Source organism: Serratia sp. Ser99 (assembly GCF_024519545.1).
Lineage (GTDB): Bacteria > Pseudomonadota > Gammaproteobacteria > Enterobacterales > Enterobacteriaceae > Serratia > Serratia liquefaciens.
The window spans coordinates 42,975-60,656 of the sequence record NZ_JALJRT010000009.1 but is presented as its reverse complement, the minus strand read 5'-3'; the positions used below and the strand labels follow the sequence as shown (position 1 = coordinate 60,656).

General features: G+C 53.3%; 21 protein-coding genes. 9 read left to right on the top strand and 12 right to left on the bottom strand.

Translation table 11 applies throughout. From position 1 onward, the window contains the following. The 3 genes from folP to rlmE form a co-directional block, all read right to left on the bottom strand. The gene (folP, locus tag NR114_RS17805; protein ID WP_234530567.1) at positions 1-834 is read right to left on the bottom strand and encodes a dihydropteroate synthase; all 834 of its coding nucleotides are present in this window, start codon (positions 832-834) and stop codon (positions 1-3) included. A gap of 92 nt (positions 835-926) precedes the next feature. Continuing rightward, positions 927-2,858 carry an ATP-dependent zinc metalloprotease FtsH gene (gene ftsH / locus NR114_RS17800; RefSeq protein WP_041414147.1) on the bottom strand — a complete coding sequence of 644 codons (1,932 nt, stop codon included), beginning with the start codon at positions 2,856-2,858 and terminating at the stop codon, positions 927-929. A gap of 56 nt (positions 2,859-2,914) precedes the next feature. Beyond that, the gene (gene rlmE / locus NR114_RS17795) at positions 2,915-3,544 is read right to left on the bottom strand and encodes a 23S rRNA (uridine(2552)-2'-O)-methyltransferase RlmE (protein ID WP_012004940.1); all 630 of its coding nucleotides are present in this window, start codon (positions 3,542-3,544) and stop codon (positions 2,915-2,917) included. 144 nt (positions 3,545-3,688) lie between these two features. Here rlmE and yhbY point away from each other — a divergent pair, with 144 nt between their 5' ends. Beyond that, complete coding sequence (yhbY, locus tag NR114_RS17790) at positions 3,689-3,982, top strand: ribosome assembly RNA-binding protein YhbY (RefSeq protein WP_004933536.1); 294 nt, start codon at positions 3,689-3,691, stop codon at positions 3,980-3,982. Between the two features lie 114 nt (positions 3,983-4,096). Here yhbY and greA read toward each other — a convergent pair whose 3' ends face one another. After that, positions 4,097-4,573 (bottom strand): transcription elongation factor GreA, encoded by a 477-nt coding sequence (gene greA, locus NR114_RS17785; protein WP_020824947.1) that lies wholly within the window; start codon positions 4,571-4,573, stop codon positions 4,097-4,099. Between the two features lie 256 nt (positions 4,574-4,829). Between greA and dacB the strand changes: the two genes are divergently transcribed. From dacB to pmrB, 3 genes are read left to right on the top strand one after another with little or no spacing between them, the layout of a single operon-like run. Beyond that, positions 4,830-6,263 (top strand): serine-type D-Ala-D-Ala carboxypeptidase, encoded by a 1,434-nt coding sequence (dacB, locus tag NR114_RS17780; protein ID WP_256824843.1) that lies wholly within the window; start codon positions 4,830-4,832, stop codon positions 6,261-6,263. Between the two features lie 8 nt (positions 6,264-6,271). Then, positions 6,272-6,934, top strand: a complete 663-nt coding sequence (gene pmrA, locus NR114_RS17775; protein WP_020824945.1) for a two-component system response regulator PmrA — start codon at positions 6,272-6,274, stop codon at positions 6,932-6,934. After that, entirely contained in the window at positions 6,931-7,995 is a 1,065-nt protein-coding gene (pmrB, locus tag NR114_RS17770; RefSeq protein ID WP_048762813.1) for a two-component system sensor histidine kinase PmrB, read from the top strand. Before pmrA ends, pmrB begins: the two co-directional genes overlap by 4 nt. 50 nt (positions 7,996-8,045) lie before the next feature. On the opposite strand, the gene cgtA is transcribed toward pmrB, so the two are convergent. From cgtA to rplU, 4 genes are all read right to left on the bottom strand, one after another. After that, complete coding sequence (cgtA, locus tag NR114_RS17765) at positions 8,046-9,218, bottom strand: Obg family GTPase CgtA (protein WP_020824943.1); 1,173 nt, start codon at positions 9,216-9,218, stop codon at positions 8,046-8,048. A gap of 16 nt (positions 9,219-9,234) precedes the next feature. Beyond that, positions 9,235-10,206 (bottom strand): DMT family transporter, encoded by a 972-nt coding sequence (locus tag NR114_RS17760; protein ID WP_041415179.1) that lies wholly within the window; start codon positions 10,204-10,206, stop codon positions 9,235-9,237. Positions 10,207-10,312: 106 nt separating this feature from the next. Beyond that, positions 10,313-10,570, bottom strand: coding sequence for a 50S ribosomal protein L27 (gene rpmA, locus NR114_RS17755; protein WP_004933559.1), 258 nt, complete (start codon positions 10,568-10,570; stop codon positions 10,313-10,315). A gap of 17 nt (positions 10,571-10,587) precedes the next feature. Further along, positions 10,588-10,899: a 50S ribosomal protein L21 gene (gene rplU, locus NR114_RS17750; RefSeq protein WP_004933561.1), complete on the bottom strand. Its 312-nt coding sequence runs from the start codon at positions 10,897-10,899 to the stop codon at positions 10,588-10,590. Positions 10,900-11,168: 269 nt separating this feature from the next. Here rplU and ispB point away from each other — a divergent pair, with 269 nt between their 5' ends. Further along, complete coding sequence (gene ispB, locus NR114_RS17745) at positions 11,169-12,140, top strand: octaprenyl diphosphate synthase (RefSeq protein ID WP_046374652.1); 972 nt, start codon at positions 11,169-11,171, stop codon at positions 12,138-12,140. A 49-nt stretch (positions 12,141-12,189) separates the two neighbouring features. Here ispB and NR114_RS17740 read toward each other — a convergent pair whose 3' ends face one another. Next, positions 12,190-12,540, bottom strand: a complete 351-nt coding sequence (locus tag NR114_RS17740) for a DNA-binding protein (protein ID WP_256814457.1) — start codon at positions 12,538-12,540, stop codon at positions 12,190-12,192. A 182-nt stretch (positions 12,541-12,722) separates the two neighbouring features. Here NR114_RS17740 and NR114_RS17735 point away from each other — a divergent pair, with 182 nt between their 5' ends. Beyond that, the gene (locus tag NR114_RS17735) at positions 12,723-12,983 is read left to right on the top strand and encodes a helix-turn-helix transcriptional regulator (protein ID WP_020824939.1); all 261 of its coding nucleotides are present in this window, start codon (positions 12,723-12,725) and stop codon (positions 12,981-12,983) included. Between the two features lie 68 nt (positions 12,984-13,051). Here the strand turns inward: NR114_RS17735 and mdh are convergent, their stop codons facing one another. Then, positions 13,052-13,990, bottom strand: coding sequence for a malate dehydrogenase (mdh, locus tag NR114_RS17730; protein ID WP_020824938.1), 939 nt, complete (start codon positions 13,988-13,990; stop codon positions 13,052-13,054). Positions 13,991-14,241: 251 nt separating this feature from the next. Beyond that, on the bottom strand, positions 14,242-14,409 hold the full coding sequence (locus tag NR114_RS17725; RefSeq protein ID WP_234530661.1) for a hypothetical protein: 168 nt from the start codon (positions 14,407-14,409) through the stop codon (positions 14,242-14,244). 47 nt (positions 14,410-14,456) lie between these two features. Here NR114_RS17725 and argR point away from each other — a divergent pair, with 47 nt between their 5' ends. The 3 genes from argR (at position 14,457) to yhcN (NR114_RS17710) (ending at position 15,984) form a co-directional block, all read left to right on the top strand. After that, positions 14,457-14,927, top strand: coding sequence for a transcriptional regulator ArgR (argR, locus tag NR114_RS17720; RefSeq protein ID WP_020824937.1), 471 nt, complete (start codon positions 14,457-14,459; stop codon positions 14,925-14,927). A 405-nt stretch (positions 14,928-15,332) separates the two neighbouring features. Next, a complete protein-coding gene (gene yhcN / locus NR114_RS17715; protein WP_048762811.1) occupies positions 15,333-15,596 on the top strand; it encodes a peroxide/acid stress response protein YhcN in 264 nt (87 codons plus the stop codon). 124 nt (positions 15,597-15,720) lie between these two features. Continuing rightward, on the top strand, positions 15,721-15,984 hold the full coding sequence (gene yhcN, locus NR114_RS17710; RefSeq protein WP_020824935.1) for a peroxide/acid stress response protein YhcN: 264 nt from the start codon (positions 15,721-15,723) through the stop codon (positions 15,982-15,984). Between the two features lie 203 nt (positions 15,985-16,187). On the opposite strand, the gene mpl is transcribed toward yhcN (NR114_RS17710), so the two are convergent. Further along, positions 16,188-17,567 (bottom strand): UDP-N-acetylmuramate:L-alanyl-gamma-D-glutamyl-meso-diaminopimelate ligase, encoded by a 1,380-nt coding sequence (gene mpl / locus NR114_RS17705; RefSeq protein WP_020824934.1) that lies wholly within the window; start codon positions 17,565-17,567, stop codon positions 16,188-16,190. Positions 17,568-17,682 lie beyond the last annotated feature (115 nt).

The following is a 17,682-nucleotide window of genomic DNA, read 5'->3' as shown; positions in this document are numbered from 1 at the left end:
TCATCCCTTAGCTGAAATGGTTGCCTCGACGACACGCATCGCCTCGACGGTTTCTTTAACGTCATGCACTCTGACAATCTGCGCTCCCTGCATGGCGGCGATAACCGCGCAGGCTACGCTGCCGATAACCCGCTGATCAGGGGGGACACTCAGCAGTTGCCCAATCATCGACTTACGCGACATTCCCACCAAAAGCGGCAGGCCGAAGTGATGAAACTCAGACAATCTGGCCAGAAGCTGATAATTGTGCGCTAAATTCTTACCGAAACCGAACCCGGGGTCGAGCAGCAATTTCTGATTTGTAATACCGGCGGCATTACAGCGTTCGATATGATGCTGAAAAAAGGCGTTCACATCGCCAATAAGATCGTCGTAGTGCGGTGCCTGCTGCATGGTTCGTGGCTCACCCTGCATGTGCATCAGGCACACTGGCAACCCGCTTTCCGCCGCAGCGGCCAATGCGCCCGGCTCCTGCAATGAGCGAACGTCGTTGATTAGGTGCGCACCGGCCTGAGCCGACTCGCGGATCACCCCCGCTTTCGAAGTATCTACCGAGATAAAAACTTCAAAACGCCGGGCAATGGCTTCAACGACGGGGACTACGCGCGCGATCTCTTCGTCTTCGCTGACCTCAGCCGCTCCCGGTCTTGTCGACTCGCCGCCCACATCAATCATGGTCGCACCGGCCGAAATCAGCGCATGCGCGTGCAGTAAAGCCTGATTAAGCTGGTTGTGTTGGCCGCCGTCAGAAAAAGAATCCGGGGTCACGTTGAGGATCCCCATCACCCGCGGATGGGAAAGATCGAGAGTCATGTCTCGCACGGTTAACTGCATTGCTAATCCACCTTACTGTTGCCTGGTTCACTGCCCGCCGGGCAATAAAAAACCCCGGCATGCCGGGGTTCGATGTTATTACACAGCCAAAGTTACTTGTCTAGCTGTTCAGACATGGTATTGCCTGGGTTTGGTGTGCGCGGTTCATCAACCGGCGTCGGGGCTTTTGGTGTGCCACCGTTGTCGGAATTGCTGCCCTTGCCCACATCGTCCCAACCCGCTGGCGGACGCACGTCTTTACGGTTCATCAGATCGTCAATCTGCGGCGCGTCGATGGTTTCGTACTTCATCAGGGCGTCCTTCATTGAATGCAGGATGTCCATGTTTTCCATCAACAGCGAACGCGCTCGCACATAGTTACGTTCAATCAGGGATTTAACTTCCTGGTCGATAATGCGCGCGGTTTCGTCCGACATGTGTTTCGCCTTGGCCACGGAACGGCCCAGGAACACTTCGCCCTCTTCTTCCGCATACAGCAATGGCCCCAGCTTCTCGGAGAAGCCCCATTGGGTCACCATGTTGCGGGCAATCGAGGTCGCCACTTTAATGTCGTTCGAGGCACCGGTAGAGACTTTTTCCGGTCCGTAAATGATCTCTTCAGCCAGACGACCGCCGTACAGAGTAGAAATTTGGCTTTCCAGCTTCTGACGGCTGGCGCTGATCGCATCCCCTTCCGGCAGGAAGAAGGTCACACCCAACGCACGGCCACGAGGGATAATCGTGACCTTATGCACCGGATCGTGCTCAGGAACCAGGCGACCAATAATGGCGTGGCCAGCTTCGTGATACGCGGTCGACTCTTTCTGCGCTTCGGTCATCACCATGGAGCGACGTTCTGCACCCATCATGATCTTGTCTTTGGCTTTTTCAAACTCAACCATCGACACAACACGTTTGTTGCCACGTGCGGCAAACAGTGCAGCTTCGTTAACCAGGTTGGCCAGGTCAGCACCGGAGAAGCCAGGCGTACCACGAGCCAGTACAGATGCATCAACATCGGGTGCTAGTGGCACGCGGCGCGAATGCACTTTCAGGATCTGCTCACGGCCACGCACGTCCGGCAAGCCCACCACAACCTGGCGGTCGAAACGGCCTGGACGCAGCAATGCCGGGTCAAGCACGTCTGGACGGTTAGTCGCAGCGATAACGATGATACCTTCGTTGCCTTCAAAGCCGTCCATCTCAACCAGCATCTGGTTCAGCGTCTGCTCACGTTCGTCATGACCGCCGCCCAGGCCGGCACCACGCTGGCGACCGACAGCGTCGATTTCATCGATAAAGATGATGCACGGTGCCGCTTTCTTCGCCTGCTCGAACATGTCACGCACACGGGAAGCACCGACACCCACAAACATTTCCACGAAGTCAGAACCGGAAATGGTGAAGAACGGCACTTTCGCCTCACCGGCGATAGCTTTCGCCAGCAGGGTTTTACCTGTCCCCGGCGGGCCAACCATCAGCACGCCTTTCGGGATCTTGCCGCCCAGCTTCTGGAAACGGCTCGGCTCGCGCAGGTATTCCACCAATTCGCTTACTTCGTCTTTCGCTTCGTCACAGCCAGCAACGTCAGCAAAAGTGGTTTTGATCTGGTCTTCCGTCAGCATGCGGGCCTTGCTCTTGCCGAAGGACATCGCGCCCTTGCCGCCGCCGCCCTGCATTTGACGCATGAAGAAGATCCAGACCCCGATCAGCAACAGCATCGGGAACCATGAAATAAAGATAGAAGCCAGCAAACTCGGCTCTTCAGGCGGTTCACCAACCACTTTCACATTCTTGGTCAACAACGTATCCAGCAACTTAGGATCGTTGACAGGGATGTAGGTCGTGTATTTGTTACTGTCTTTCTTGGTAACGTTAATTTCACGTCCATTGATTCGCGCTTCGCGAACCTGATCTTGGGTCAGTTCGGACATGAAGGTAGAGTAATCCACCCTACGGCCATTCGACTCGCTGGGCCCAAAGCTCTGGAATACAGACATCAACACTACCGCGATGACTAACCAGAGAATTAGGTTTTTCGCCATGTCACTCAAGGGATTAACCTCATATTACAACTGTGTTAACAAACAGCGTTAGGGTACTACAGCTTGCGCCCTGTCGCTACAATGTACACTTCGCGCGAACGTGCGCGGGAAGCGTCTGGCTTACGAATCTTAACCTTCGTAAACAGGGAGCGAATTTCCCGTAGGTACTCGTCAAAGCCATCTCCCTGGAACACCTTCACCAGGAAACTTCCGCCTGGTGCGAGGACATCACGACACATTCCCAGTGCTAATTCCACCAGATACATCGATCTTGGAATATCGACGGCCGGAGTGCCACTCATATTCGGGGCCATGTCAGACATGACCACCTGAACCTTACTTTCACCTACACGTTCCAACAGAGCCTTGAGCACCAGTTCATCACGAAAATCGCCCTGAAGGAAATCGACGCCAACGATAGGATCCATTGGCAAAATATCACAGGCGATGATGCGGCCGGAACCGCCAATCTGGGTCACGACATACTGCGACCAACCACCCGGCGCCGCACCTAAATCTACTACGGTCATGCCAGGTTTAAACAGTTTGTCACTCTGCTGTATTTCATCAAGTTTAAACCAGGCGCGCGAACGTAGCCCTTTTTTCTGCGCCTGTTGCACATATTTATCGCTAAAGTGTTCTTGTAACCAGCGACTGGAGCTAGCAGAACGCTTTTTATTAGCCATCTCGTTTTCCAACTATCATAAAAAGAGTCTTAATGTCAGGTTCGCAGCTCATGTAGACTCACACCGATGAAGACCGATTTGGTGATATACATGAGATGGCGGTAGAATGTACCGTTTTCAATCCCAACTTAAGCAAAAAAGACAATGAATCTGAATAATAAACAAAAACAGCACCTGAAAGGCCTGGCGCATCCGTTAAAACCGGTTGTCATGCTGGGTAATAACGGTCTCACCGAAGGGGTGCTGGCTGAAATTGAACAGGCTCTGGAGCATCATGAGCTGATCAAGGTAAAAATCGCTGCTGAAGATCGCGAAACCAAAACCCTGATCGCCGACGCTATCGTGCGTGAAACGGGTGCCTGCAATGTGCAAGTCATCGGCAGTACGCTTATTCTTTACCGCCCGTCTAAAGAGCGCAAGATCAGTCTACCGCGTTAATAAGCATTGGGTTAACGAAAAGGTGCCATGCACCTGATTCAGATAAAAGGCCGCACGCGGCCTTTTTCCTTTCTTTACAAAACCCTGGCGATTTTCTGCACGATTGGAAGGTAATCAGAGATATTCAACCTTCAAGATCTCATAATCGACATCGCCACCCGGGGTTTTTATCACAACCACATCATCTTGTTCTTTGCCGATCAGGCCACGTGCCATAGGCGAATTCACAGAAATCAGATTTTTCTTGAAATCAGCTTCGTCGTCGCCAACGATACGGTAGGTCACTTCTTCTTCGCTATCCAGGTTCAGCACCGATACGGTAGCGCCAAAAATCACGCGGCCATTGTTTGGCATCTTGGTGATATCGATCACCTGCGCGTTCGACAGTTTGGCTTCAATTTCCTGGATACGTCCTTCACAGAATCCCTGCTGCTCACGCGCCGCATGGTACTCTGCGTTTTCTTTCAAATCGCCGTGTTCACGGGCGTCAGCGATGTCCGCAATGATTTTCGGACGGCGCACGCCTTTCAAATATTCGAGTTCTTCGCGCAGTTTTTCAGCGCCAAACAAGGTCATCGGAATCTGTTTCATAGTATAAATACCTCTAAATCTTTCCTGTTCAAATAGCCGTCATCCTGACGTGTTCGTATGAAAAAACGGTGGGTACGTGCCCCCCGCCTCCAGGCGATAAACAAAAGAAGCCTGACTCGGAACCCTTGCCCAAGTCAGGATCGATTTTGCATTTTGATACGCATTTTAGCCTAGAGTTCCTTGAGGGTCATCGTTTACTTTTTCCCTGAATGCACCGTAGTATGACGGCACGTTATCCAGCTGTTATCCCGAGATTATGCGTTTTTCACGAATTGTCAGTGCATTGGCTTGCGCATTTGTTCTGAATGCGAATGCGGCCCCGGTTGAAGATTACACACAATATTTGCCTGATGGGGCCAACCTTGCCCTGGTAGTTCAGAAGATCGGCGCTAGCGCTCCGACCATCGATTATCACTCTCAGCAAATGGCGTTGCCGGCCAGTACCCAAAAAGTACTGACCGCTTTAGCTGCCTTGTTGCAGCTCGGCCCAGACTATCGCTTCACCACCACGCTGGAGAGCCAGGGCGACATCAGCGACGGCGTGCTTCGCGGCAACCTGATTGCCCGCTTTGGCGGCGATCCGACCTTTAAGCGCCAGAGCCTGCGCAACATGGTGGCGATCCTGAAAAAACAGGGCGTGCACCAGATTACCGGCGATGTGCTGGTCGATACCTCGGTATTCGCCAGCCATGACAAAGCCCCCGGCTGGCCGTGGAACGACCTGACGCAGTGTTTCAGCGCACCGCCGGCGGCGGCGATAGTCGACCGCAACTGTTTCTCGGTGTCGCTGTACAGCGCCCCCAATCCGGGCGATATGGCCTTTATTCGCGTGGCCTCCTATTATCCGGTCAATATGTTTAGCCAGGTTCGCACGTTGGCGAAAGGGTCCGCGGATGCCCAATACTGCGAGCTGGATGTGGTGCCGGGCGAATTGAACCGCTTTACCCTGACCGGTTGCCTGACCCAACGCAGCGATCCCCTGCCGCTGGCCTTCGCCATTCAGGATGGTGCCAGCTACGCCGGGGCGATCCTGAAAGATGAGCTGACCCAGGCCGGTATCCAGATCGACGGACACCTGAAGCGCCAGACGCAGCCGGGCCTGAAAGGCACGGTGATCGCCCAGACTCAATCAGCACCGTTGCACGAATTGCTGAAGATTATGCTGAAGAAATCGGACAACATGATTGCCGATACCGTCTTCCGGACCATCGGTCATGAACGTTTTGGCGTTCCAGGTACCTGGCGTGCCGGCGCTGACGCCGTGCGTCAGGTGCTGCGTCAGAAGGCCGGCGTGGATTTGGGCAACAGCATCGTGGTAGACGGCTCAGGCCTTTCACGCCATAACCTGCTGGCTCCGGCGACCATGATGCAGGCGCTGCAATACATTGCGCAGCATGACAGCGAGCTGAACTTTATTTCGATGCTGCCGCTGTCCGGTTACGACGGAACGCTGCGCTACCGTGGCGGGCTGCACGAAGCCGGTGTTGACGGCAAGGTGTCCGCCAAAACCGGTGCGCTGCAGGGCGTATATACCCTGGCCGGATTTATTACAACCGCCAGCGGCCAACGCTTTGCCTTCGTACAGTATCTGTCAGGCTATGCCGTACCACCGGAAGATCAAAAGCAGCGTCGAGCACCACTGGTGCGTTTCGAAAGCCGCCTGTATCGGGATATTTATCAGAATAACTGAGGGTTATGATGAAACTGCTGATTGTGGAAGACGATGAGCTACTGCAACAAGGGTTGGCACTGGCATTAGCCGGGGAAGGCTATGCCTGTGACTGCGCCGCCACGGCAGCGGAGGCCAATGCTCTGCTCATCACCAGCCAATACAGCATGATTATCCTCGATCTGGGCTTGCCCGACATGGATGGCGCCAGCCTGCTGCGGCAGTGGCGCCGCCAGCAGGTCGATCTGCCGGTGCTGATTTTGACCGCCCGTGACGCACTGGAAGACCGGGTCGACGGGCTGGACGCCGGTGCTGACGATTACCTGGTCAAGCCCTTCGCGTTAGTTGAACTACAGGCGCGCGTGCGCGCCCTGATCCGCCGCTATCAGGGCCACAGCGACAATCTTATTCAGTTGGACGATCTCCAGCTCAATCTCTCCAGCCAGCAGGTTTATGTTCAGCAGCAGCCGGTGGAGGTGACGCCGAAAGAATTCGCCATCCTCTCCCGCCTGATGATGCGCGCCGGTCAAACGGTTAATCGCGAGCTGTTGCAGCAGGATCTTTATACCTGGCAGGATGATTTAGGCTCCAACACGCTGGAAGTGCATATCCATAACCTGCGTCGTAAATTGGGCAAGGACCGCATCCGTACCGTTCGTGGCATTGGCTATCGTCTGGAATCCTCATCATGATCAGCATGCGCCGTCGTCTGTTGTTGATGCTGGCGCTGATCCTGTTGGTCACCCAGTTAATCAGCGCCTTTTGGCTCTGGCATGAAAGCCAGGAGCAAATCAGTTTCCTGGTGGATGAAACCCTGTCGGCCAAGGTGCGTACCGAGCGTGTCGATACGGAAATCGCCGAGGCGATAGCCTCACTGCTCGCCCCTTCGCTGATCATGATGATCGTCACCCTGCTGGCCTCATTCTGGGCTATCAGCTGGATTATTCGCCCGCTCAATCAGCTGCAGCAACGGTTGGAGAAACGTTCCGCCGATAACCTGACGCCTCTGCCGCTCAGCGGAGACAGCCTCGAAATTATGGCGGTCACCACCACACTCAACCAACTGTTCTCACGGTTGGATAACACCATTCAACAAGAACGACTGTTCACCGCAGATGCCGCACATGAGTTACGTACGCCACTGGCGGGGATACGACTGCACCTGGAGTTAATGGAAAAACAGGGGGTCCCGCAAAGTAAGCCGTTGATCACCCGCATCGATCAACTGATGCATACCGTCGAACAATTGCTGATGCTCGCACGCGCCGGACAAGACTTTGCCAGCGGACACTATCAGCGTTTCGATTGGGTGAGTGACGTGATCCTGCCGCTACAAGAGGAACTTGAGGAGTTGACCGGCCAGCGCAGACAAAAACTGCAATGGCAGCTCCCGACGGCGGCCCCGATGCATGGCGATCCGGTCCTGCTTCGCCTGCTGCTGCGTAATCTGGTAGAAAATGCTCACCGCTACAGCCCGGAAGGCAGCAGCATTCAGGTGCAGCTGACACAGCAGAAACCCGGCTATCAGTTGCAGGTGACGGATGAAGGTCCGGGAATCAAAGAACAAATGGAAGGCGAGCTCACTCAGGCATTCCGCCGTATGGATCAGCGCTATGGCGGCAGCGGACTGGGACTGAACATCGTCACCCGCATAGTGCAACTGCATCAGGGCCGTCTGACTCTGGAAAATCGTCAGGATACCCACGGGCTGAATGCACAATGCTGGTTACCTGAGAATGTCCTGAAAAAATAATGCCAATAAAAAAGGGCCCAGTTTTTAACTGAGCCCTTTTCTTCGCAAGATTATTTCTGGTAAATGATTTCGACGCCTTCGTCGTCATCTTCGTCCCAGTCATCATCCCAATCGTCTTCTGCTTCAGCTTCCACTTCAGCGATCTGTTCACGGTGGTAATCATCCCACATGAACTCGACTTTCTCCGGTGCGCTTTCTTCGATAGCCATGGCTTTCGGTTGGGTGTTGATGAACTTCATCACGTCCCAGCACAGCGCATTCACGCCTTCGCGATTCACCGCGGAGATCATGTAGTACTTGCCTTCCCAGCCCATGCCTTCTGCAATCGCCTTGGCGCGCTCGGCGGCTTCTTCCTCACCTATCAGGTCAACCTTGTTGAAAACCAGCCAGCGTGGCTTCTGCGCCAGATTTTCGCTGTATTGATTCAACTCGTTGATAATGACTTTGGCGTTTTCTACCGGATCGGATTCATCGATAGGTGCGATATCCACCAGGTGCAGCAGAACGCGGCAACGCTCCAGGTGCTTCAGGAAGCGAATACCCAGGCCGGCACCGTCGGAAGCCCCTTCGATCAAGCCAGGAATGTCGGCAATAACGAAGCTCTGTTCGTGATCCATACGTACCACACCCAGGCTTGGGACCAGAGTGGTAAATGGATAGTCGGCCACTTTCGGCTTAGCGGCGGACACTGCACGAATGAAGGTGGATTTGCCGGCGTTTGGCAGGCCAAGCATGCCAACATCGGCCAGCAGCAACAGCTCCAGCAAGATGTCACGTGCTTCACCGGCGGTGCCCAGCGTTTTCTGGCGCGGCGCACGGTTAACCGATGATTTAAAACGGGTGTTGCCCAAACCGTGCCAACCGCCCTTCGCCACCATCAGACGTTGTTCATGGCGAGTCATGTCACCGAGGATCTCACCGGTGCCCTGATCCTGCACGCGGGTACCGACCGGTACCTTGATGGTGATATCTTTGCCACGCTTGCCGGTACAGTCACGGCTTTGGCCGTTCTGGCCACGTTCAGCACGGAAAGATTTCTCAAAGCGGTAGTCGATCAGCGTGTTGAGGTTTTCGTCCGCCAACAGATAGACGTCGCCGCCATCGCCGCCGTCACCGCCATCAGGGCCGCCGTTCGGGATATACTTTTCGCGGCGGAAGCTGACGCAACCATTACCACCGTCACCTGCAACGACCAAAATCGCTGCTTCATCTACAAACTTCATTTACCGTCTCCGTAAATCATTCACCGGGCTGCTTCAAAGGAGCAACCAGGCGGGTTTCTGCCCGTCGCGGCCACCAACGGTGACCAATTGCGGAAAACATGGCGCCCGCTACCACGACAAAAGCGCCGACATAACCGACAACATTCAATGTCGGGGCGGCGAATACGTGTGGCCAGGCCAGCGCCAACAAATCTGAAAACAGCAGGGTAAACAGCGGGGTCAGCGTGATTAACGCACTCACCTGCGCCGCCTGCCAGCGCGCCATGGCTTCCGCCAGTGCACCATAGCCAATCAGCGTGTTGGCGCCACAGAACAGCAAACAGGCTAATTGCCAGCCGCTGAGCTGGAAAATCACCTCAGGCTTGGCCAGAGGGAATAGCGCGATCGCACATAAAGTGTACAACATTACCAGAATTTGCGGCGAGGCTAATCGACGTAGCAACACTTTCTGCGCCACGCCATAAGTCACCCAGACCATCGCCGCACACACGCCCAACAGCACCCCCAGGGTGTAATCCGTCAGGCGGGTGAAAATCTCAATCAGGCTGACATTGAAGAACAACAGCAGCCCGCAAATCAGCATCAGTGCGCCAATCACCTGGGTGATGCGCATCCGCTCTTTTAAAACCAGCACGCTGGCAAACATCATACCGACCGGCGACAGCTGGCCGATGACCTGCGATGCGGTCGGGCTAAGGTACTGCAACGAAGAGCTGAAGAAGATAAAATTCCCCAGCAGGCCCGCGGTGGCGATGGCCAAAATCAGCAGCCAGCGTGGTTGACGGAACATGGTCACCGGCGGCAATCTGCCGCGCACGGCCAAAATGATCCCCAGCCCCAGCGCCGCGATGGTAAATCGATACCAAACGACGGTAAACGGCTCCATCACTACCAGCACTTCTTTCATCGCAATCGGCAATGCACCCCAGCAAACTGCCGTAGTTACCGCTAGGAAAATGCCAATTCCGACCTGCTGTTTCGTTTCCATCTTACCTTTTGCCAGCGCTGACGGGCCGATGCACAAGCAGCCCATAAATGTAAAAAGCCCCGCAACGAGTTGCGGGGCTTACATCTATTTCGTAAGGCTCGAAAAATTATTCAGCTTCGATGCTGATGAATTTACGATTGCTCGGGCCTTTAACTTCGAATTTGACTTTACCGTCTTTCAAAGCAAACAGAGTGTGGTCTTTGCCGCAACCCACGTTGGTACCAGCGTGGAATTTAGTGCCGCGCTGACGAACGATGATGCTGCCTGCCAGTACTGCTTCGCCGCCAAAGCGTTTAACGCCCAGACGTTTAGCTTCTGAATCGCGACCGTTACGAGTCGAGCCGCCAGCCTTTTTGTGTGCCATTAATCTGCTCCCCTAACTTAAGCGCTGATGCCGGTGATTTTAACGTCAGTGAACCACTGACGGTGGCCCTGCTGCTTACGATGGTGCTTACGACGACGAAACTTAACAATCTTAATTTTCTCGCCACGACCGTGAGCAACTACTTCAGCTTTGATCTTACCGCCATCGACGAAAGGAACGCCGATTTTGATATCTTCGCCATTAGCAATCATCAGAATCTGGTCAAACTCAACAGCTTCACCAGTTGCGATGTCCAGCTTTTCCAAGCGAACGGTTTGACCTTCGCTTACTCGGTGTTGTTTACCACCACTTTGGAAAACCGCGTACATATAAAACTCCGCTTTCCGCGTGCCCAACTGTTCAGTACAGAGCGCGCTATAAATATTCACAATAGGGCGCGAATTCTACGCAATAATCCAGCATATGACAAGAGCAGAATAAGACCAGAAGTAGAAAAAAGAAGAAAAAAAGCACAGTTTCTTTCATGGCGTTTATCTGAGGCGTTTTTCAAGTACAATCAGTAGGACAGTTACCGCCATGTACCGATGTGAGCAGCGATCTCAACGCGGTGAAGAGAAACACAGCTGAAAAAAATACAATGAACCTAGAGCAAATTACCGAGTTAACCGCGCAAGATATGGCGGCCGTGAACGCAACAATTCTCGAACAGCTGAATTCCGATGTCACGCTCATCAATCAGCTTGGCTATTACATTATCAGTGGTGGCGGTAAACGCATCCGCCCGATGATCGCCGTTCTGGCGGCGCGGGCATTGCATTATCAGGGTGATAAACACATTACCGTCGCTGCGCTGATCGAATTCATTCATACCGCAACCCTGCTGCATGATGATGTGGTGGATGAATCCGATATGCGTCGCGGCAAGGCCACTGCCAATGCTGCCTTCGGCAATGCCGCCAGCGTATTGGTTGGCGACTTCATCTATACGCGTGCTTTCCAGATGATGACCAGCCTGGAATCGCTCCGTGTATTGGCGCTGATGTCCGAGGCGGTCAATGTGATTGCCGAAGGTGAAGTGCTGCAGTTAATGAACGTGAACGATCCGAACATTACCGAAGAAAGCTACATGCGGGTGATCTACAGCAAAACCGCACGCCTGTTCGAAGCGGCAGCACAATCTTCGGCGATCCTTTCGGACGCCAGCGAGGCAGAAGAAAAAGCGCTGCAGGATTACGGCCGCTATCTTGGCACCGCCTTCCAGCTGATCGACGACCTGCTCGATTACAGCGCCGACGGCAGCACCCTGGGTAAAAATACCGGTGACGATCTTAACGAGGGCAAACCGACGCTGCCCTTGCTGCATGCCATGCATAATAGTGAAGGCGAGCAGAAAGCCATGATCCGCGGCGCGATTGAACAGGGCAACGGTCGTCATTTGCTGGAGCCGGTTTTACAGGCCATGGAGCAATGCGGCTCGCTGGAATATACCCGCCAACGCGCTGAGGAAGAGGCCGACAAGGCGATTGCCGCACTGCAGGTGCTACCGGAGTCTGCCCACCGTGCCGCGCTGGAAGGATTAGCCCATCTTGCAGTTCAACGCGATTTTTAAGAAATAATAAACGCCCTGCAGTTTCCACAGACCCGCGATGCGGGTCTGTTCATTTCCCCGGAAAGACACGCGCCAGTAGGCCACCAATCCCTTCTCGCATCAGGAAAGCCAACATCTTTTCGCGTTCTCTCTCCGTCAGGTGGTAGTAATACTCAATCCACACCGTCAGCGGATCCTTGCGTTCAACTTCATACAGCGCCGGTTCCTCTTTCAAGATCAGTAAATTGCGCGTACCGGTCGGCAAACTGTCAATGTGATACTCCAGCGCCTTTCCCTGTACGCCTTTGCGCCGGCGGCTGATCCAGCCTTCACGACGCGCCATCAAGTTTATTCCCTGTGGTGAGGAAGGTAACCCTGCCACGCCGGTCAATTCCTTGGCGGCAAACCACTCTTTTTTCATGGCCATGTTCTCTGGGCAAAAGTAGGCGAAGATCTTTTTTAGGAAATTTATTGGATATTTTTTAAGAAATTTAGTGGTATCCTAGTTTCCGTATAAGCGTTTCATGTTGTTCAAACGATTAATCTTGACCTGTTAGTTATACCACTAACAGAACTTTCGCTAATCAAAAAAGGAATGCAAACATGAACTCAAGGAATAAGGATTGGCATCCGGCGGATATCATTGCGGCTTTACGTAAGAAGGGAACGACACTGGCGGCGGTGTCGCGCAAGGCAGGACTTAGCTCATCAACGCTGGCAAACGCACTGTCGCGTCCCTGGCCAAAAGGAGAATGGCTGATTGCCGAAACGCTCGATATACACCCTGCAGAAATCTGGCCGAGCCGCTATTTCGATCCCCATACCAATAACTTACTGGATCGAAAAGCCCGTATTCGGTCCTAGCTGCGGGCATAAAAAAACCGCCGGTACGTTGTCCGGCGGCCTATGCATACTCATGCACTGCTGGATGATCAGTTATTGATAAACTTTTCGCCCAGTTCGATATCTTTGTGCAGAACATCCAGCATGTCTTCCAGCGCTTTCTGTTCGAACGCGCTCAGAGTGCCGATGTCTTTGCGTTCTTCAACGCCATTCTTACCCAGCACCAGCGGTTGCGCGAAGAAGCGAGCGTATTTGCCGTCGCCTTCCACATAAGCACATTCCACCACGCCTTTTTCGCCTTGCAGCGCACGAACCAGAGACAGGCCGAAACGCGCCGCCGCCTGGCCCATAGACAGGGTTGCAGACCCGCCGCCGGCTTTGGCTTCAACCACTTCGGTACCCGCATTTTGGATACGTTTGGTCAGATCGGCCACTTCCTGATCGGTAAAGCTCACGCCAGGGATCTGCGACAGCAGCGGCAAAATGGTCACGCCAGAGTGTCCGCCGATCACCGGTACGTTCAGCTCTTCAGGTTTTTTGCCTTTCAGCTCAGCCACAAAGGTGTTGGAACGGATGATATCCAGCGAAGTCACGCCGAACAGTTTGTTCTTGTCATAAACACCGGCTTTCTTCAGCACTTCTGCCGCGATAGCCACGGTGGTGTTGACCGGGTTGGTGATAATGCCGATGCAGGCTTTCGGGCAGGTGGTTGCCACTTGCTGGATCAGATTACGCACGATGCCTGCATTCACGTTGAACAGATCTGAACGATCCATACCTGGTTTACGCGCAACGCCTGCAGAAATCAGCACCACGTCTGCACCGTGCAGAGCTGGAGTAGCGTCTTCGCCACTGAAGCCTTTGATTTTCACTGCGGTTGGGATGTGGCTTAAATCGACGGCAACGCCTGGGGTAACGGGGGCAATGTCGTAGAGAGAGAGTTCAGAACCTGAAGGAAGCTGGGTTTTGAGTAGAAGGGCGAGGGCCTGGCCGATACCGCCAGCAGCACCGAGAACTGCAACTTTCATCCTATACTCCTTTATTATCTTAAATATATAAAGCGCCGTGAATATGTTGGTTACGGACCTTAAATTATTACACCTTTAAAAACAATCTCTTAACAGTCTGTTTGAGAACTGGCGCAATAAAACAGCCGATGTCGCGCTCATTTTAGATTAAATAGCTTACGCATTAAGGGCATAGCGCACACTAATCAAAAATACTGCGAGGTTATTCACGAGCAAGTTAACCGGCGGTTACATTACACCCTTACACAACATCAGAACAACATCATTTTAATAACATTTTCTTTACCACCGTGGGCGGCATTTTCGGTCACCGAAAGGGCATATTCATGGGGTACGGATTTTGTTAAAATGCTGCCCTTTCCTCGTTGCCCGGGCATTGTTATTTTTTCCGGGCGTCCTTTGATTGCATAAAAATTCATTTATATGCATAATCATCACTTCTATTGTCAACATTCCACGGTGCAAAATGCGTAATCCCGCAAAGCAGGAAGATCTGATCAAGGCGTTTAAAGCGTTATTGAAAGAAGAAAAATTCAGTTCTCAAGGCGAGATTGTTTTGGCGCTGCAAGAAGAAGGCTTCGAAAACATCAACCAATCCAAAGTATCGCGCATGCTGACCAAGTTCGGCGCGGTGCGTACGCGCAATGCCAAAATGGAAATGGTGTATTGCCTTCCCGCCGAACTCGGCGTGCCGACCACCACCAGCCCGCTGAAGAATCTGGTGCTGGATGTCGATCACAACGATGCGGTTGTGGTGATCCACACCAGCCCCGGCGCCGCGCAGCTCATTGCTCGCCTGCTGGATTCTCTGGGCAAATCCGAAGGTATTCTCGGCACCATCGCCGGTGACGATACCATTTTCGTTACCCCAGCCAGCAGCTTTACCGCGCGCCAGCTGTACGAAGCCATCCTGACCCTGTTCGAACAGGAGCTGTGATGCATAACGCTAACAAAATGCGGCGAGCTGTTGCGTTTTGTTAGCGTTTCTTTAACCCTATCCTAACTTTCCCCTCTAGCCCTACCACGTTTAACGCCAGGTTTCTTTCTCATCACAGCATATTTCAATGACATTACTGCTCAGCCAGTGATAGCTACTGTGTTCTTCCGCACTTTTGGTCAAAAGCACTTACCCTATTGAAATTACATAAATTTAACATCAAAAGATCGTTTTATAACCACTTTTTATTCCATCTGGTTATAAAAGATAAGGATCATCATAATAAAGTTTCACTAGAAACTGTTAGCGAACTATTAATTTTTGGCGTTACTAGATGTATACTCATTTCCGTGACGTAAATCACAGTTCACTGGAACTGATAAAAGAATACGAAAAGGTCAAATCATGAAAATTAAATCTACCATCGCAACTATGAGCGTTCTCTCCATGCTTTCTTTCGGCGCATTTGCAGCACAATCTGTTGATGCAAACCAGGCTGCAAAAATGCAATCTGCAGGCACCATTACCGTCAGCGGCGTTGCCGGTGCACCTTCAGATATCCGTCAGGCACTGTCTGAAAAAGCCGATGCCAAAGGGGCGACCGCTTACCGTGTAATCGAAGCACGCAACGAAGGTAACTTCCACGCGACAGCAGAAATTTACAAATAAGTACAAGGCGTTACCCGGCAACGGGCAATATAACTCTGGTACCGAGCACCACTGATAACAGCCTTCAAGTACAAAAACGCTGCAAAAGCCCTTCCAGGCGGTTATCACAACAGGACGCACTATCATGAACATGAAAACCACTCTCGCTGCACTTAGCCTGCTGTCTGTCGTTTCGTTCGGCGCTTCCGCCGCGACGTTAATCACTAACGACCAGGCCAATACGCTCCAGTCTGCCGGTACCATCACCGTCAGCGGCGTCACCGGCGCGCCTTCCGATATTCGCCAGGCCCTGTCTGACAAAGCCGATAAACAAGGCGCTAAAGCCTACCGCGTGATCGAAGCCTACGAAAACGGCAATTGGCACGCGACAGCCGAAATCTACAAATAACAATTCAGGGAGCCCTGCTTACCGAACTGATTACCCTCGTCACTGCCACTGCCGAGTTCTATCGTAAGCACTGATTCCTTGAAGAAACTTCGTCGTCCTATCCGACGAACCCCGTTGCCCTCGCTCGCGAGGGCTTTTTTATGGGCAAAAGAAAAGGCCGCAAGCGGCCTTTAAGTTTTGCTTCAGTCACACTGAATCGACGATCAATAAGTCACTTTAGGTTCTGACTTGTGGGCCAATGCCTCCAGCAGACGGTCATGGATCCCACCGAAGCCGCCGTTACTCATCACCAAAATGTGGTCGCCAGGCTGGGCCGTTTTCACGATCATGTCCACCAGCGTGTCGAGATCGGCGCTCCAGTGGGCCGGCTGTACACAGGCTTCCGCGACTTCCGCCACCTGCCAGGGAATATGGTGCGGTTGGAACAGGAAGACCTCATCGGCACGGCCCAGAGACGGTGCTAAATCATTCTTGCTGATCCCCATTTTCATGGTGTTGGAGCGCGGCTCGAGCACAGCCAAAATGCGCGCGGTACCGCCAACCTTGCCGCGCAATGCGGCCAAGGTCGCCAGGATCGCCGTTGGGTGATGGGCAAAATCGTCATACACCGTAACGCCATGAGCTTCACCGCGCAGTTCCAGACGGCGGCGAGCATTGATAAACTCACCGAGCGCGCGACAGGCATCGGCTGGCAGCACACCAACGTGGCGCGTGGCGGCAATGGCCATCAAACCGTTGTGCATGTTGTGTTCACCCACCAGCGACCACTTCACTTCGCCCACCTGTTCGCCGTCGAGGAACACCGCATAATGGCTGGCGTCCGGCGTTAATTTTTGAGCGCGCCATGCGCCCTCTTCCCCGACCAGCTCTTGCTCACTCCAACAGCCCATCGCCATCACCTGTTTCAGGTGGTTGTCGTTATCAGGCAAAATGATCTTGCCCTTGCCCGGCACCAGACGCACCAGATGGTGGAACTGTTTCTGGATCGCTTTCAGATCGTCGAAGATATCAGCGTGATCGAACTCCAGGTTATTCATGATCAGCGTACGCGGGCTGTAATGTACAAACTTGGAACGCTTGTCGAAGAAGGCGCAGTCATACTCATCGGCTTCGATCACAAAGAACGGGCTACCGCCCAGACGCGCGGAAACGTCAAAGTTGCCCGGAACGCCACCGATAACAAAGCCCGGTTGATAGCCGCAGGCTTCCAGGATCCAGGTGGCCATACCGGCGGTAGTGGTCTTGCCGTGCGTGCCGGCCACGGCCAGCACCCAGCGATCGCGCAGCACATAATCGTGCAGCCACTGCGGGCCGGAAACGTAAGGGATCCCCTGTTCCAGTACCGCTTCAACGCAAGGATTACCCCGCGTCATGGCGTTACCGATGATCACCAGATCCGGCGCCGGATCCAATTGAGCAGGATCGTAGCCCTGGATCAGGTCGATCCCTTCCTTCTCCAGCAGCGTGCTCATCGGCGGATAGACATTAGCGTCAGAGCCGGTCACCTCATGCCCTAGCGAACGAGCCAGCACCGCCAGCCCGCCCATAAAGGTGCCACAGATCCCAAGAATGTGAATGCGCATAGTTTTCTCATAGAGTACGTCGAATGTTGACTCATTCTAACGCTCAGAATCGTCCAGAAGAAATGGATTTGCCTATGAATAGCGTTCATCTTTGGGCTACACTGCTCGCGAATAC

What these genes read in the sequence shown, in the direction of transcription:
- folP (WP_234530567.1), bottom strand. Translation starts at nt 834, where the DNA reads ATGCAGTTAACCGTGCGAGACATGACTCTCGATCTTTCCCATCCGCGG.
- ftsH (WP_041414147.1), bottom strand. Translation starts at nt 2,858, where the DNA reads ATGGCGAAAAACCTAATTCTCTGGTTAGTCATCGCGGTAGTGTTGATG.
- rlmE (WP_012004940.1), bottom strand. Translation starts at nt 3,544, where the DNA reads ATGGCTAATAAAAAGCGTTCTGCTAGCTCCAGTCGCTGGTTACAAGAA.
- yhbY (WP_004933536.1), top strand. Translation starts at nt 3,689, where the DNA reads ATGAATCTGAATAATAAACAAAAACAGCACCTGAAAGGCCTGGCGCAT.
- greA (WP_020824947.1), bottom strand. Translation starts at nt 4,573, where the DNA reads ATGAAACAGATTCCGATGACCTTGTTTGGCGCTGAAAAACTGCGCGAA.
- dacB (WP_256824843.1), top strand. Translation starts at nt 4,830, where the DNA reads ATGCGTTTTTCACGAATTGTCAGTGCATTGGCTTGCGCATTTGTTCTG.
- pmrA (WP_020824945.1), top strand. Translation starts at nt 6,272, where the DNA reads ATGAAACTGCTGATTGTGGAAGACGATGAGCTACTGCAACAAGGGTTG.
- pmrB (WP_048762813.1), top strand. Translation starts at nt 6,931, where the DNA reads ATGATCAGCATGCGCCGTCGTCTGTTGTTGATGCTGGCGCTGATCCTG.
- cgtA (WP_020824943.1), bottom strand. Translation starts at nt 9,218, where the DNA reads ATGAAGTTTGTAGATGAAGCAGCGATTTTGGTCGTTGCAGGTGACGGT.
- NR114_RS17760 (WP_041415179.1), bottom strand. Translation starts at nt 10,206, where the DNA reads ATGGAAACGAAACAGCAGGTCGGAATTGGCATTTTCCTAGCGGTAACT.
- rpmA (WP_004933559.1), bottom strand. Translation starts at nt 10,570, where the DNA reads ATGGCACACAAAAAGGCTGGCGGCTCGACTCGTAACGGTCGCGATTCA.
- rplU (WP_004933561.1), bottom strand. Translation starts at nt 10,899, where the DNA reads ATGTACGCGGTTTTCCAAAGTGGTGGTAAACAACACCGAGTAAGCGAA.
- ispB (WP_046374652.1), top strand. Translation starts at nt 11,169, where the DNA reads ATGAACCTAGAGCAAATTACCGAGTTAACCGCGCAAGATATGGCGGCC.
- NR114_RS17740 (WP_256814457.1), bottom strand. Translation starts at nt 12,540, where the DNA reads ATGAAAAAAGAGTGGTTTGCCGCCAAGGAATTGACCGGCGTGGCAGGG.
- NR114_RS17735 (WP_020824939.1), top strand. Translation starts at nt 12,723, where the DNA reads ATGAACTCAAGGAATAAGGATTGGCATCCGGCGGATATCATTGCGGCT.
- mdh (WP_020824938.1), bottom strand. Translation starts at nt 13,990, where the DNA reads ATGAAAGTTGCAGTTCTCGGTGCTGCTGGCGGTATCGGCCAGGCCCTC.
- NR114_RS17725 (WP_234530661.1), bottom strand. Translation starts at nt 14,409, where the DNA reads ATGAATTTTTATGCAATCAAAGGACGCCCGGAAAAAATAACAATGCCC.
- argR (WP_020824937.1), top strand. Translation starts at nt 14,457, where the DNA reads ATGCGTAATCCCGCAAAGCAGGAAGATCTGATCAAGGCGTTTAAAGCG.
- yhcN (WP_048762811.1), top strand. Translation starts at nt 15,333, where the DNA reads ATGAAAATTAAATCTACCATCGCAACTATGAGCGTTCTCTCCATGCTT.
- yhcN (WP_020824935.1), top strand. Translation starts at nt 15,721, where the DNA reads ATGAACATGAAAACCACTCTCGCTGCACTTAGCCTGCTGTCTGTCGTT.
- mpl (WP_020824934.1), bottom strand. Translation starts at nt 17,567, where the DNA reads ATGCGCATTCACATTCTTGGGATCTGTGGCACCTTTATGGGCGGGCTG.